Annotated in this window: 9 protein-coding genes; 5 read left to right on the top strand and 4 right to left on the bottom strand. The window is 41.9% G+C overall.

Features of this window, described 5'->3' with window-relative positions; genetic code table 11:
* From VL121_RS06190 to VL121_RS06175, 4 genes are all read left to right on the top strand, one after another.
* On the top strand, positions 1 to 2,524 hold a 2,524-nt coding region (locus tag VL121_RS06190), incomplete at its 5' end, for an alpha/beta fold hydrolase (RefSeq protein WP_325403263.1).
* Positions 2,524 to 3,402, top strand: a complete 879-nt coding sequence (locus tag VL121_RS06185; protein WP_325403261.1) for an ORF6N domain-containing protein — start codon at positions 2,524 to 2,526, stop codon at positions 3,400 to 3,402. The genes VL121_RS06190 and VL121_RS06185, both read left to right, overlap by 1 nt.
* A gap of 64 nt (positions 3,403 to 3,466) precedes the next feature.
* On the top strand, positions 3,467 to 3,898 hold the full coding sequence (locus tag VL121_RS06180; RefSeq protein ID WP_325403259.1) for a DUF1896 domain-containing protein: 432 nt from the start codon (positions 3,467 to 3,469) through the stop codon (positions 3,896 to 3,898).
* On the top strand, positions 3,888 to 9,296 hold the full coding sequence (locus tag VL121_RS06175) for an N-6 DNA methylase (RefSeq protein WP_325403257.1): 5,409 nt from the start codon (positions 3,888 to 3,890) through the stop codon (positions 9,294 to 9,296). Before VL121_RS06180 ends, VL121_RS06175 begins: the two co-directional genes overlap by 11 nt.
* Before the next feature lie 454 nt (positions 9,297 to 9,750).
* Here the strand turns inward: VL121_RS06175 and mobC are convergent, their stop codons facing one another.
* The 4 genes from mobC to mobA all read right to left on the bottom strand — a co-directional run bounded on the left by mobC (position 9,751) and on the right by mobA (position 14,389).
* Positions 9,751 to 11,748 (bottom strand): conjugal transfer protein MobC, encoded by a 1,998-nt coding sequence (mobC, locus tag VL121_RS06170; RefSeq protein WP_475364913.1) that lies wholly within the window; start codon positions 11,746 to 11,748, stop codon positions 9,751 to 9,753.
* A 186-nt stretch (positions 11,749 to 11,934) separates the two neighbouring features.
* A complete protein-coding gene (locus tag VL121_RS06165) occupies positions 11,935 to 12,438 on the bottom strand; it encodes a hypothetical protein (RefSeq protein WP_325403255.1) in 504 nt (167 codons plus the stop codon).
* Between the two features lie 191 nt (positions 12,439 to 12,629).
* Positions 12,630 to 13,946 (bottom strand): conjugal transfer protein MobB, encoded by a 1,317-nt coding sequence (gene mobB / locus VL121_RS06160; RefSeq protein ID WP_325403253.1) that lies wholly within the window; start codon positions 13,944 to 13,946, stop codon positions 12,630 to 12,632.
* A complete protein-coding gene (gene mobA / locus VL121_RS06155) occupies positions 13,946 to 14,389 on the bottom strand; it encodes a conjugal transfer protein MobA (RefSeq protein WP_325403251.1) in 444 nt (147 codons plus the stop codon). Before mobA ends, mobB begins: the two co-directional genes overlap by 1 nt.
* A 668-nt stretch (positions 14,390 to 15,057) precedes the next feature.
* Between mobA and VL121_RS06150 the strand changes: the two genes are divergently transcribed.
* A partial coding sequence (locus tag VL121_RS06150; protein ID WP_325403249.1) for a ParA family protein occupies positions 15,058 to 15,521 on the top strand: 464 nt, incomplete at its 3' end.

Genomic DNA, 15,521 nt, shown 5'->3' with positions numbered 1-15,521 from the left:
TAAAACTACCGTTAATGGAATCCTTCTACACTATGTAATGGGTGGTAAAGGAGATCCTATTGTTTTATTGCATGGATGGCCACAAACGTGGTACGAATGGAGAAATATTATACCTAAATTAATAGCTAATAACTATACAATAATAGCACCAGATATGAGAGGCTTAGGAGATTCAGAGAAAACCCAAACGGGATATGATACAAAAACTCTCGCAGAAGATATTTATCAATTAGTAACGAAGTTAGGATATAGTAAAATAAATATTGTAGCTCATGATTGGGGAGGACCTATTGCATATTCTTATGCAGCGGAACATCCAGAAGATGTAGATAAAATGATTATACTTGATACTTTATTACCGGGTTTTGGCTTAGCCGAAGCAGGAGACTTTTCACCAAATGGATTATGGCATCTTTCATTTCATGCAGTAAGAGATCTTCCAGAGAAATTGATTGACGGAAAAGAAGGCGTATATCTTAGGGAAATAGCCGCCCTGCTGGGAGCCACCGAAAAAAAAGACGGGTTCCTGGCAGGTGGCGGCTATTTTGTTAGCTGGGCTTTGGGGCATTTGGTGGTGCCGGCAATGCCGGAAGATTATGGAGTTACCGGATTTAGGAGAGAGAACCTGCCTATACTTCCCAATCCCTTTATACTTACAGTTCGCAAGATTAGAAATGACAAAGGATATACGCCTGATAATGGCGCATTAAAACAACTGAAAATTATTGAGCAACTCATTAAAAAATGCGACAGCATTATTGTTGCCACCGATGCAGGACGGGAAGGTGAGCTGATATTCCGGTACATTTACCAATATCTAAAATGTAAAAAACCTTTTGAGCGTTTGTGGATCAGTTCACTAACAGAGAAGGCTATTAAGCAGGGTTTTGAAAACCTAAAACCCGGAAGCGATTTTAATGGACTTTACCATGCAGCCCAATGCAGGAGCCGCGCTGACTGGTTAGTAGGCATCAACGCGTCGCAGGCGCTGACCATTGCTGCCGGTAGCGATACCTATTCCTTGGGAAGGGTGCAATCACCCACACTTGCATTGATTTGTAAGCGCTACCTGGAAAACAAAAACTTCACGGTTCAGCGATACCAGCAAATCGGGCTGGAGCACCGAAAGGACTTTATAGATTTTAAAAGTACTTCCAAAAACAAATGGGAGGATAAGAGGAAAGCGGATGAGATTTTAAAATCCGTTTTACGTGCCGGCATTGCCACCATTTCTTCCATAGAAAATAAAAACATTTCAGAACAACCACCTTTATTGTTTGATCTTACCGGATTGCAGAAGGAGTCCAATAAAAAGCTCGGTCTTTCTGCCGAAGAAACGCTGAACATTGCCCAGGGCTTGTATGAAAAGCAGTTCATCACTTATCCAAGAACACCCAGCCGGTATATCCCCGAAGATATGTGGGCTGAAATCCCGAACCTTGTTCGGGCGCTGGAAAGCAGCGCTTCGTGTAAAGATGCTGTATCTAAAGTAATATGGGGACGTTTCAATAAACGCATTGTCAATGACCTGAAAGTAACCGACCATCACGGGTTACTCATTACCGGTAAAATACCATCGGCATTATCAGCTAAAGAAAAAGCTGTCTATGATATGATTGCCTTGCGGTTACTGGAAGCTATCATGCAAGCCTGTTCCAAAGAAATAACCGACGTAACCTTACAGGCCTCACACTATGATTTCATGGTGAAAGGTTGCAAAATACTCGAACCTGGATGGCGGGTGATCAGAGGCAATTTTTCAGACGATGAAACGGACGCAGCAGGGGAACTACCTGAGCTGAACGCAGGGGATGAACTGAAAATCAAAAATGCTGTGGTGCTTGAAAAGAAAACCAAACCACCGGTACTTTATACCGAAGCCGGATTACTATCGGCAATGGAAAATGCCGGGAAGGAAATTGAAAGTGAAGACGAGCGAAAAGCATTGCAGGGTATTGGCATCGGAACGCCTGCAACAAGAGCCGCCATTATTGAAACCCTGTTTAAGCGCGGCTATATACTACGGGAAAAGAAAGCGCTCATTCCTACTGAAAAGGGACTACAGGTATACCATTTGGTGAAGGACAAAAAGATCGCAGATGTTGTCATGACTGCTGAATGGGAAATCGCCCTGCAAAAAATTGAGAATAACGAATTGGATGCGGATTCCTTTCAAAAAGAAATGGAAGTTTATGCGACCGCCATTACCCATGAACTTTTAAATACTATTCCAAGTATGGAACAGCTACCGGTATTATCATGTCCCAAATGCAAAAGGCAGCATGTAGTTATCAGGGATAAAATTGTAAAATGCCCGGATGAACAATGCAACTGGGTACAGTTTCGCAGTGTATGCGGCCTGCAGATCAGCGTGGAAGACATCGAAAGACTTATCACCAAAGGGAGAACATCACTTTTGAAAGGAATGAAAAGCAAGGCTGGGAAAACATTTGACGCATACATCGTGATGAACGGGGAATGCGCAACCCATTTTGAATTTGAACATGACAAATCAAAAAGATAATGAGCAATATCATCATAGCACAAAAAGAAATAGCGCCGCTTATTCACACGATCAGGGATAAGCAGGTTATAGTTGATAATGATTTGGCAACACTGTACCAGGTAGAAACAAAAATGCTGAACAGGGCGGTAAAAAGAAACGAAGACCGTTTTCCTGCTACCTTTTGCTTTCTGCTTATCGAAGATGAGGCTGAACGTTTGAGGTTCCAATTTGGCACCTCAAACATTGGAAGAGGCGGAAGGCGCTATTTACCATATGCCTTTACAGAACAAGGCGTGGCAATGATGTCTGCCGTGTTGCGTAGCGATGTTGCCGTAAAGATTAGCGTCGAAATAATGAACGCATTTGTGGAAATGCGGAAAATGTTGATAAGTAATGCAGCGCTGTTTTCAAGGATGGATAAAATCGAGATCAAACAATCAGAGGCAGACCTCAAATTTGAAGAACTGTTTAAGGCATTAGACAGTGGCAAACTGCAAAGTGATAAGGGTATCTTCTACGAGGGTCAGATATTTGATGCTTACAGTTTTGTGGCTGATATTATCCGTTCGGCCAAAAGGTCCATCATACTTATTGATAACTATGTGGATGACACAGTACTCACCCTTCTGGGAAAGCGTGGCGCTGGGGTATCAGCCACCATTTACACCAAAAATTTCGACAGCCACTTGCAGTTAGATTTACAACGCTACAACAGCCAGTACCCCAATATCAAAATCCAGCAGTTCTCTAACGCACACGACAGGTTTATACTGCTTGACGGCGTGGAACTTTACCATATCGGTGCGTCGCTAAAAGATCTGGGTAAAAAATGGTTTGCATTTTCCAAAATAGACCGGGAGGTAAGCAAGATGCTTGGTTTTTTAAACGACACGTAATTAACGCTCAGCTATCATTTATCAAAGGTGCATCTTCAAACAATTAAAGACTAAATAAAACTATATGGAACAGCAAAAAGAACTTTCCTATTTCTCATTAAGACTACAGGAGTTACTAAATACCAGCTTTCCCGAGCTTGCCCGCGATAGCGCCTTTATTCAGCAACGCTCCAAATATGCCGCCGAAACTTACGAGATCGCGTTTAAAGCAGGGGACAGCATAGAGCAATGCCAGTCCATTGCCAACGGTGTGCTGTTTGATGGGTTGTATTTCTCAAAGTTTGATACGGTAATGCAGGTGGTAAGTAACGAGTTCGACACCGTTATGATGGATGAGGAACTTCGGCCCTTCGCCTTGAAAATGCTGTCCGTTTGCGAACCGGTATTTGCAAAGTATGAACTCACCGGCGGCTTCGCATACGGTACAGATTTTGACCTGCTTTACACCGAGTTAACCGGAACCATAGCAACCTGGATTGAGGAACATGGGCTTTAGTAAACAGCAGCATCTCCAATCCAATATTGATGCTATTAGTATTGCTTTTAAACTTGAAAAAGAAAAGCGTAGCGCTACTGCCAGCGAGCGCCTGCTGCTGATGCAATACAGTGGTTTTGGCGGCTTAAAATTTGTTTTAAACCCTGCCGATAATTCTATTGACATCAACGAATGGAGAAAAACAGATCATTCGCTTTTTTCAAAAACACAGGAACTCCTGCAATTATTAAGGGAAAATTCCACTGATGAAAAGCAGTACCGCAGCTATGTGAATAGTATGCGCGGTTCTGTACTGACTGCTTTTTATACGCCGCCGCCTGTTATCAATGCCATTGCCGGGGCATTGAGAGAAAAAGGCATAGCAATAAAGCGGATGCTGGAGCCATCGGCCGGCTCTGGTGCTTTTATTGAATCTTTTAAAAAAACCTTTGGTGCTACCAGTGAGATTTCAGCTCATGAAAAAGATTTGCTTACCGGTAAAATATTAAAACACATTTATCCGGATGTCAATACCCGCGTAAAAGGTTTTGAAGAAATTCCCGAAAATGAAAAGAACAGCTATGATCTGGTAACAAGCAATATTCCGTTCGGGGACACTTCGGTATTTGATCTTTCTTATTGCCGTGGTAAAGACCCAGCCAGGGTGCAGGCGGCAAGAAGCATACACAATTATTTTTTCCTGAAGGGAACCGATATGCTTCGCGATGGTGGCTTGCTTGCTTTTATTACTTCGCAAGCTGTGCTCAACAGCGCAAGGAACGAACCTATCCGAAGGGCATTGATGCATGACAATAACTTAGTTTCTGCCATCCGGTTACCCAATAATCTTTTTACAGATCATACCGGTACGCAAGTTGGTAGCGACTTAATCATACTTCAAAAAAACAGCCAAAAGCAGGGTCTTTCAGAGATTGAACAGCGATTTTGCCAAACCTATACCACCGCGGACGATACTACCAATAGTGTGCTGTTTGAAAACCTGAACCGTATCGTTCATACCTCCCTGTACAAGGACACAGATCTGTATGGACGACCTGCCTGGATTTATGAACACGGGGAAGGTGTTGAAGGTATAGCAAGGGACATGAAAAAAATGCTGTTAACAGATATGTCTGAACGCTTAGACCTCGGGTTGTACAGGGGATCAAAAAAAGATGAACCTGTAATTAAAATATCCGCTGAATCAAAGCCGGAACTCCCCCGCGAGGAACAAATAAATATTGAGCAGCCGATCGGTCATGCGCCTGCTCAAAATACCAATAGCAAATCCACAGGGCATGTACAGTTGAGCCTTTTTGATTTGTTGGCAAGTCCGCAGCAGACCGTTGCAACAAGCGCCGCCGCCACTGTCGTCAAACAATCCCCTGTTAAAAAAAAGACCATTGCAAGAGCGCAATCTAATTTATTCAGCGCTGTAAATCAGCAAACACATCCACTTCCTGTCAATAGCAAACCGTTGAATGGAGAAGGCAAACCTTTTAATGGCAATAAACCACAGGGCGTAGTAGGCGATTTGTTTTCCGGACTGAATGGAAATGGGAGCAGTATATCGGTTTCACAACCCGTAGTCTTACCGGAACCTTCCCTTTACAGCGGAAACTTTTGCTCTTATTACAGGGATGATTGTCTTGTAATGGGTAATGGGTTTGTGGGTTACCTGCGTAAAGTGGACAGTGAAAAGCAACAGGCTATGTTTCACCCCCTGCAGTTGTCCGGTTCACAAAAAGTCAGAGCGGAAGCCTATATCGCTGTGCGTGATAGCTACCTTGATCTTTACCACAAAGAAGCAGCACTACAAACGGGGCATAATGAAGAACGGGCAACACTTAACAGGCTGTATGACGGCTTTGTAAAACGGTATGGCAAGCTGAACAGCGCTGACAATATAAAGCTGATAAAAACAGATAGCGCCGCAAATGAGATACCCTACCTGGAACGCGTGGTGGGCGGTGTTGTACATAAGGCTGATATCTTCCATCGCCCGGTAAGTTTTTCTTCAAACACAATAGCTGCCGGTAATCCTGATGAAGCATTAGCTGCGACCCTTAATAAATCAGGTAAAGTTGATTTGGATTTTATGTCCGGGATCAGTGGAATGACTACAGAGGAGCTGAAGACTGCTTTACATGGCCGAATTTATTACAATCCACTTGCCAGGGAATATGAAATTTCAGAACGATGGATTTGCGGAGATGTGGTGGAGAAAGCAGCGGATGTACAAAACTATGTAAATGAAAACCCCGGTGATAAAGAAGTAGTTGAAAGTTTGAAGGCATTAACACAAGCACGTCCAACAAGAATTGAATTTGAAGAACTTGATTTTAACCTGGGTGAACGATGGATACCACAAGGTATTTACAACCGGTTTGCCTCATCTTTGTTCGATACAGAGGTGAGGATTCACTACAGTGAAAACACGGATGATTTTTCCATCCATTGCGATAAAAAGAATGTACATATATGGGACAAGTATGCTGTAAAATCTGAAAGCCGCACCTATGATGGTATTGCCCTGTTAAAACATGCGTTGGTAAACACTACGCCCGATATCACCAAAAAGATTATGGTGGGCGATCAGGAAATGAAGGTGCGGGATATGGAAGCCATACAGATGGCCGGCACTAAAATTGATCAGATACGTACTGCTTTTACCGAATGGCTTCACGCCCAGAATGACGAGTTCAAAAAAAGACTTACCGATAAATACAACGATACGTTTAACTGCTTTGTTCGTCCGCAGTATAATGGAAGTCACCAGGAGTTTCCCGGACTGAACAGGAAAGGCCTGGGCATTGACGACCTGTATTCGAGTCAAAAGGATACGGTATGGATGATCAAGCTGAACAACGGTGCTATCTGTGATCACGAAGTAGGAGCCGGAAAAACATTAGTGATGTGTACGGCAGCACAGGAAATGAAGCGTTTGGGCTTAGCCCACAAACCGATGATCATTGGTTTGAAAAGTAACGTCCACGAAATTGCCGAGGCTTACCGAACCGCCTATCCACACGCCAGGATTCTTTACCCTGGTAAAGAGGATTTTACACCTAAGAAACGGCTACGCATTTTCGGCGGGATTAAAAACAACAATTGGGATTGCGTGATACTCACACACGACCAGTTCGGCATGATACCACAATCACCGGAGCTGCAAAAGGAGATACTGCAAATTGAACTGGATAGTGTGGAAGGAAATCTTGCCGCTTTGCAAAAGCAGGGTAAGGAGATTTCAAGAGCGATGCTTAAAGGTGTTATAGTCCGAAAGCAAAACCTTGAAGTGAAGCTCAAAACACTGGAGCACGATATTAGTACCCGCAAAGATGATGTAGTGGATTTTAAAATGATGAGCATAGACCATTTATTTGTTGATGAAAGCCATCGTTTTAAAAACCTGATGTTCAATACCCGCCATGAGCGTGTTGCCGGGCTCGGAAATATGCAGGGTAGCCAAAAGGCAATGAACCTGCTCTTTGCTATCCGCACTATTCAGGAACGTACCGGTAAAGATTTAGGTGCAACCTTTCTTTCGGGGACTACTATCAGTAACTCGCTGACAGAGCTTTACCTGTTGTTCAAATACCTCCGTCCGAAAGCGTTGGAAAAACAGGGTATTAACTGTTTTGACGCCTGGGCGGCTATTTATGCAAGAAAAACCACCGATTATGAATTTTCTGTAGCCAACAATATTGTACAGAAAGAGCGCTTCCGCTTTTTTATTAAAGTACCTGAACTGGCCCAGTTCTATTCAGAAATAACAGACTACAGAACCGCAAAAGATATTGGAATTGATCGTCCTGAAAAAAAAGAGATACTGCACAACATTCCACCAACACCACAGCAGGAAGTGTTCATCAAAAAATTGATGGAATTTGCCAAAACGGGTGATGCTACCCTGCTTGGAAGACCAAAATTATCCGAATCAGAACAAAAAGCAAAGATGCTGATTGCTACTGATTATGCCCGTAAGATGTCACTGGATATGCGGATGATAAGTTCAAAGTATGACGACCATCCCGATAACAAAGCGTCTCATTGCGCTGCCAATATTGCCAAATACTATCAAAAGTTCAATGCCCAGAAAGGAACGCAGTTTGTCTTTTCTGACCTGGGAACCTATAAGCCTGGCGGATGGAATGTGTATAGTGAGATCAAACGCAAGCTGGTAGAAGATTATGACATACCGGCCCATGAAATTCGCTTTATCCAGGAAGCGAAGAATGAAAAGCAACGAAAAGAAATAATTAAAGCATTCAACGAAGGTAGAATCCGTGTGTTATTCGGTTCCACTGACATGCTTGGAACAGGTGTTAACGGTCAAAAGAGGGCTATAGCCATTCATCACTTAGATACGCCGTGGCGACCCAGCGACCTTGCCCAACGCGATGGGAGGGCTATCCGAAAAGGCAATGAAATTGCGAAATTCTTTGCGGGGAATACAGTGGATGTTATTATTTACGCAGTACAAAAATCTTTGGATAGTTATAAGTTTAATCTCCTGTACAACAAACAGGTTTTTATTGACCAGCTCAAAAGCAATAATCTCGGCAAACGAACCATTGATGAAGGTGGTATTGATGAAAAGTCCGGAATGAATTTTTCTGAATACGTAGCCATACTTTCAGGCAACACCGATCTGCTGGAAAAGGCAAAATTGGAAAAACAAATTGCAGGTCTGCAGAGTGAACGCCAGGCATTCAACCGCTCTAAGTTCAGTTCCAAATATAAACTGGAAGATATAACAGCATCAATGGAAGCTGCAAGCTCACGCCTTGTGCGTATGAAAACAGATTGGGATAACCTTCAAAAACGCATACAGAAAAGACAGGATGGCACAATTGCCAATCCCGTACAGTTAACTGATCTGCCTGCCACCGCCGATGTGAAACAAATTGGCGCTAGGCTAAATGATCTATCTGCCAAATTCCGAAGCGAAGGAGAATACCTGGAAATCGGCAGCCTGTATGGATTTACCCTACTTGTAAAAACCGATACATCTAAGAAAGATGGAATGGATATAAAAGATAACCGCTTTTTTGTGATGGGTGAAGGCGGTATCAAATACACCTACAATAACGGACAGATGGCATCCGATCCAAAGCTTGCTTCCATGAACTTCCTGAACGCTTTGGAAAAACTACCCGGACTGATGGAACAGGAAGAAAAGAAAATTGCCGGCATGAAAAAGGATTTGCCTGTTTTGCAGGAAGTGGTAAACGGAATGTGGACGAAAGAAAAACAACTCACAGATTTAAAAAATAAACTTGCGGGATTGGACAGGAAAATACTATTGTCTATCAGTTCTGAACAGGGCAAAGATGATCAGACTGATCATTTTCAGTCCGATGAAACAAAACAAAGCGTTTCCATTAAATCTTCAGCAAGATTGAAGGCGATGTAAGTAATATATCCTGTACAATACACAACTATAGTCTAAACAATAGGATTAAAATAACAAATAGCGCTGCACCAAATGGCTTATCTTAGCCGGATGGAACAGTTGTGTTTTATTTCTGATTTTCCGTGTCGTGAGGAAGAAAAATACTATAAACTCATTGGATCAGTATCCAACGCCTATACGTTTTACATCGGAGGAAATTATATCTTCATAAAAAACAAGAACGGCAAAACCGTTCGCTTCACCGGAAGGGATTTAAGTCGGGACGCAATCAGGGACGAACAAATCAATACCTGGCTTGAAAATCTTCAAAAGCTTTATCCCCGGTTCTAAAAAAATTAATCGCAAAGAGCAAATTCATGTGCCGGGATGCGCAATAGCTGCTGATCCAACGAACCGGCAACGCCGCTTTAATGATCAACCAGTAAATTAAAATACAGGTATTGTTCACCCAACTTTATCCCCGCTGCACCAAATGCTGCAATGCAGGGTCACTTTTTATCCGCTCCATTTCGGTTTCAACAATGCCAATAATGTCCTGTTTGATCTGCCGGTAATTAGCTTCAATTTCCTGTTTCATTTTGTCTTCTCCCCCATCCTCAAAAGATAATATCTGGGGGATTTTCCGGTATTCTTTTGTCTCCGAAGTTACCTTGTCATTGTCCACTACAATCTCGCCATGAAATATTTTCTGCTCAATACGTTCATCAAAATTATCTGATACGGCGCCCACAAACATACCCTGGGTAAGCGTAGAAATTTTAGAAGCTGGTATCAGGGTATCCATTTGAGTGGATATAGAGGTAGATTTATCATTGCGGTTGATCGTTAAGCTCTGTCTTTTTTGTAGCACTTTGCCAAAGCGGTCGGATAAGTGTTTAGCAGTCTCGCCAACTACCTGACCACTGAAAATATTACCCACGGTATTTTGAATCACCTTGCTTTCCTTGTCGCCATAATCACGGGTTAATTGCGAAAAATCCTGGAAGCCTAAACATACGGCCACTTTATTACTACGGGCGGTTGCAATGAGATTGTCCAGTCCCCTGAAGTAAATGGTTGGTAACTCATCAATGATCACAGAACTCTTTAATTGTCCTTTCTTATTAATGAGCTTTACAATCCGTGAATTGTATAAACCTAAAGCTGCGGAATAAATGTTTTGTCGGTCGGGATTATTGCCTACACAAAGTATTTTAGGTGCTTTCGGATTATTAATATCCAAAGAAAAATCATCGCCGGTCATTACCCAATAGAGTTGTGGAGAGATCATTCTTGAAAGCGGAATTTTAGCCGATGCAATTTGTCCCTGTAACTGATCCTGTGCGCCGCCCTGCCAGGCATCCATAAACGGAGACAGGTAGTTTTCCAGTTCCGGATAGGAAGTAAGGATGGTAAATACATCTGCATATTTTTTATTCAGTAGCTCAATGGCATGAGGAAAAGTGCAGTGCCTGCCGTTATCATAAATTTTCAAAAACCAGATGATAGCTGCCAGAAGAATGATCGGGCTTTCTACAAAGAAGTCGCCCTGTTTCTGTATCCAGCTTCTGTTCAGGTTCAGCATGATGGTATAAGCTGCTTCATAAGCATCGGAAATATCGGTCATAAATTCAGGATTAAGTGGATTGCAGCGGTGGCTTTTTCGCGGATCATCAAAGTTGATCACATAGAATTTTGGTTTTACGCTGTACTTACCGGTGTGTTTTAGTAGATGATTGTAAGCAATAGTAGAAAGGTCATCAAACTTAAAGTCATAGATGTACATTGAAAATCCTTTTTCAATATGCTGTTTGATATAATTATTTATGATGGCATAACTTTTACCGGAACCAGGTGTACCCAACACTATTGTTGCTCTGAATGGGTTTACTACATTAATCCATCCCTGATTCCATTTGCTTTTGTAATAAAATTTAGTGGAAAGGTTTACAGAGTACTCATTACTCATGAGTTTGGTTTCCTGCTGGAAGCTTTCATTCTCATTATTGAATACATCGCTCATTAGGTTGTTACGTATCAGGCGGCTCATCCATATTCCTGTAACCATTAAAACGATGTACCCCGTTGAGGTCGTGAGGATGTATGAAGATGCTGCTATGCTGGCCGATAATTTTAATAGCGTTGTGCTGAAAAAGAACAATACAAACCCGACAGCTAAGGTTGAATAAATCCTCGGCCAGGTTATCTTCTCATTCTTAACCCCTTTAGTACCGAGACAGCTTAATGCCAGCAGTACCAATGCAAATATTTTAGTGTAAAGTGTATTTGAAAAAAGTCCTGCAGTTCTGTGGAAGTTGCCCAACACTTTATTGATAACCTCCAGGGTCCAGCCACGCTGGGCAAAGAACCCGTAACAGAACCAATAAAAGTGCATCAGCACCATGATGATGCTTACGGCACGCATGAACGCCATGATCTTGGCAAGCCCTCTCAAATCGTCTTCTCCCTGCACAATCAATTGTTTTGGGAAAATTATTCACTATATCAAGCGGCTTCCCGTACATGGCGTTAGTTGGCTTCAGTTGGAGTGGAGTGGCTAAGCACTATGGATCTACAATAGACATAGAATGTAAAGCGTGAAAGTTATCAAGCAAAGAGTGCATGATCCCGGGCTTTATTTGTCGCACATGTATTTCCTTTAAGCAAGCCCCATTCTATCAATGATTATTTTTAAGCTGGTCTCCCAGGCTATTAAAAGTCTATTTGCATATTTTGTAACGTATTCGTCAAAATCTTCAGGTAGGGTTAGGTGTTTATAGACTTCATCGTAGTAATATAGGTCTGTGCTGTATACAATCGTTTTGCTTTTATATATCCGAAATGTAATCGTTGCTCCGTCCAGTTCTAATGGCACCACATCAATGCTGGCACTCCCGTTAAGATATCGAATCCAGGCTTGATTGTACCCAAGTTCTTCGATATCTTCCACGGATCTCAGGTTGAATAAACGTATAAAATCACCAATAGCATCTTCTTCGGTGCTTATACTGGTAGCCATTGATTCAGCCAACATGCTGGATGAATGAAGGCAAGTCCATAACTTATTTTCAGGAGTGAGGTCAATTTCCATTCCCTGAGCATTTTTAAAGCTATTATTTCTGCTTTTTATGTATTGAATCACCTTCACCGCCAGGTTATCCATTGTAGCTGTTTTTATTCTAAAAAACATATAAGAAATAGACGGGGAGAGCAAAAGGAACTGTATTATTTTGGAAATACATTTCCAGTTCCTACTTGTCTGCCACTGATCTTTGGTTTCATTACTTAAGATACGAATAAACTCCGTCATTTAGTAATCAGCATCTGCCTGGAAACAGCCACAACTTATCACTGTCAACGTTGTACTTTTTTATTAGTTTTTCTTTTTCTTTTCTTCATTCTATTTTCAAATGTCAGCTCTTCATAATCCTCGCTGTGGACCTGTGGGAAAAGTCCGCCGAGACTTTCGATTAATCCATATTCTACATTAGAACTGCTGGGTTGCTCTTTGTACAGAAAATCGAAAAGCTCATGAACATCTTCGCTCGGGCCATTATCTTTTACTATATTCGACACGTTTGTAGACGCGATATTATTCGATAATCCATTTTTATCGTTTTCTACAATTTCTTGTTGCCAACGTTCATTAAAAACATTAGCTGAAAGACTTTTATCCAAGTGTGAGCCATTCCAAACAGTATGGCTTTCATGATCTATGAAAGTCATACCGAAAATTCGCCCTTCATTGCTACGCCTGATAACGGTATTGATACCCTGCTCAATCAGTTGCTTCTTAAAATCGGCTTCGTTTGTAGTCATGTGTATTGCCGTCTCAATGCTGTTTTTAAGTGTAGCTTTTACCGGGGCCACCTTCATCTGCTCCTTAGCGTTTTCAAAATGCTTTTGGAGCCAGACTATACCAGCAGATTTTCCAAATAGTGAAGACTTAAACGGGTTACTTGCTTTTTCTCCCTGTTCATTCAAAGCAATATAAACCAAGCCATGTTTTGGCTGTCCGTTCAGCTCGCCTTTAACTTCTTCGGCGGTAATGTTAAATAAGGAAAGTAAAGCGTTATATGCCCCAAGCGTTTGAAACTGGTAGTATTTGGGGAGGTATCTGACCACGGCAGCCATCTGGCTTTTTATATCGCCTCCTTTATAGTTCACCGGCTGAAATATCCGCTCATCCTTTTCACGGGTTTTTTCTGTGGCCGCTATAAGATTATACTGTTGTTCCAATGAGCGGCATACGTTCATTGATCGCTTCCGTTCAAATGAATCTGAAATCTTCCTGCCATCTTCATCTACACATACAGAAACGATATGAATATGGGTACGGCTGGTATCGTTATGCTTGAACACCACGAACGGCTGTTCTGCGTAACCCATTTCCTGCATGTATTGCTGCGCCATCAGTCTATAGCTTTCATCGCTCACCTTATCGTTGGGATCAGGATTGAGAGAGATATGTACTACTGGTTTTTTTGTATTTCGGTTAGCCAACAAATACGGTTCAAACGATCTGAGCAATTGGTTAACGGAGTAACTTCCGTCAGGCGTTTCCAGCATTTTATGCAGGAGCAAAATCTCCCCGTTTTCATTCTTTACTTTAAGCTGGTTGTAAGATAAAGTTCCGTAAATATTCTCTCCCCTGCCGATCTTCGCTATCATTACTGCCCGTTTTTATTCAAATGCTTTGTCTCAAACTGCTGTATCAACTGTATTATTTTCTGACATAATGCAGCCATTTCCGTAGTTTGTTTTTCTAATTTAAAGAGGTATGCGGCTGCTTTTTTCTCCGAAAAATTGCGGTACAGGATTTTTACGACCTGGTTATAATTAACCCCAACTGCACGAAATTGTCCATATAGTGTTGTCAGCCGCATATAAAAATCCATTGTTGCCTTATCAATTTTTACCGTCTTAATGGTCTTCTGAAATACACAGGCTGTAATAAAATGCGCCTTTACCTGCATACCCGATGCTTCAAATAGTGAGAGGAACCTGGCATTCTCCTGAGCATTTAATGATATAGAATACCTGAATACCGCAGGATCACTTTTGGGATGGCGTCCATATTTCTTCAACTCCTTCTCCTTATTATTATCGTCCATAACAATCATTTTTAAATTTATAAAACCCCGACTTCGGAGGGTGTTTTAAGTCTCCGCCTGTGGCGGACAAGTTTGTTTTGAGCTGCGCCCTGCATTTCGCGCTGCTCAAAACACAACTTGCTCCTTTCCGGTGAAAGGAAAATCCCGCTTTGGGCGGGATTAATTTAAGCAGGGAAAAACGGCTTTAGGCCGTTCAACATACTTCCTGATATAATGTGGTTAGCTCCCATAAAATCATTAGAAAAATCTGTTACAAAGTAAGGCCTGAATGTAGCGTGCCTTGCACTATTGAATAGTGCCAAGTAGCGCCACTGAACGCCAATGCCGGACAGGTCTTAATAAGCCTGTATATATCTGCATTCCTTTGCATAGGCAGTTGTATTTAAGGAAATATGCACGGCTGTTTTGATGTAGCTACGCAATAACGTGAGTACGGATGGATGTAAGTGCAGCTTTATGATGATACAGATGTGAATAAGTAAATAAATAAGTATGCCCATAAAAGCGGATGCCAATGTGTACAACCTTATTGCTATATGTGCCTGTACAGATAAGCATGTAAAAAAGTAGATACGCTTAACTATACTGGTATATAAACACAGTGGCATACAAGGGGACATAAGTAAGTAAGTGAATACATAAATGAATATTTAAAAACAGTTATACAGATGGACACGAAACACAAACCTTTATTTATTGCTTTTTCCACCCAGAAAGGTGGTGTTGGCAAATCCACCTTTACGGCTCTTGTAGCCAGTATGCTTCACTACCGCTTAGGTTATAACGTGGCAGTATATGATTGTGACTTTCCGCAGCACAGTCTTTCACAGATGCGTGAACGGGATTTGAAAATGGTAATGAAAAACGAAGTGTATAAGAAGCTGGCGCACCGCCAATTCAGCACCATCAATAAAAAAGCCTACCCTGTCATTCAATGCAAGGCAGATGAAGCATTGAATAGAGCTGGAGATTTTATACGTTCTTCAGCCGTTGCGGTTGATGTGCTGTTTTTTGACCTGCCGGGTACGGTCAATACACCGGGAGTACTGACCACCTTAGCCGGTATGCAGTATATCTTTTCGCCTATCACGGCAGACCGTGTAGTTATTGAAAGCACCTTGAGCTTTACGGA

It is taken from the genome of Agriterribacter sp., assembly GCF_035497235.1.
In the GTDB taxonomy this organism is placed as follows: domain Bacteria; phylum Bacteroidota; class Bacteroidia; order Chitinophagales; family Chitinophagaceae; genus Agriterribacter.
Note: the sequence above shows the minus strand (reverse complement) of the source record. Positions and strands in the feature narration are given on the sequence as shown.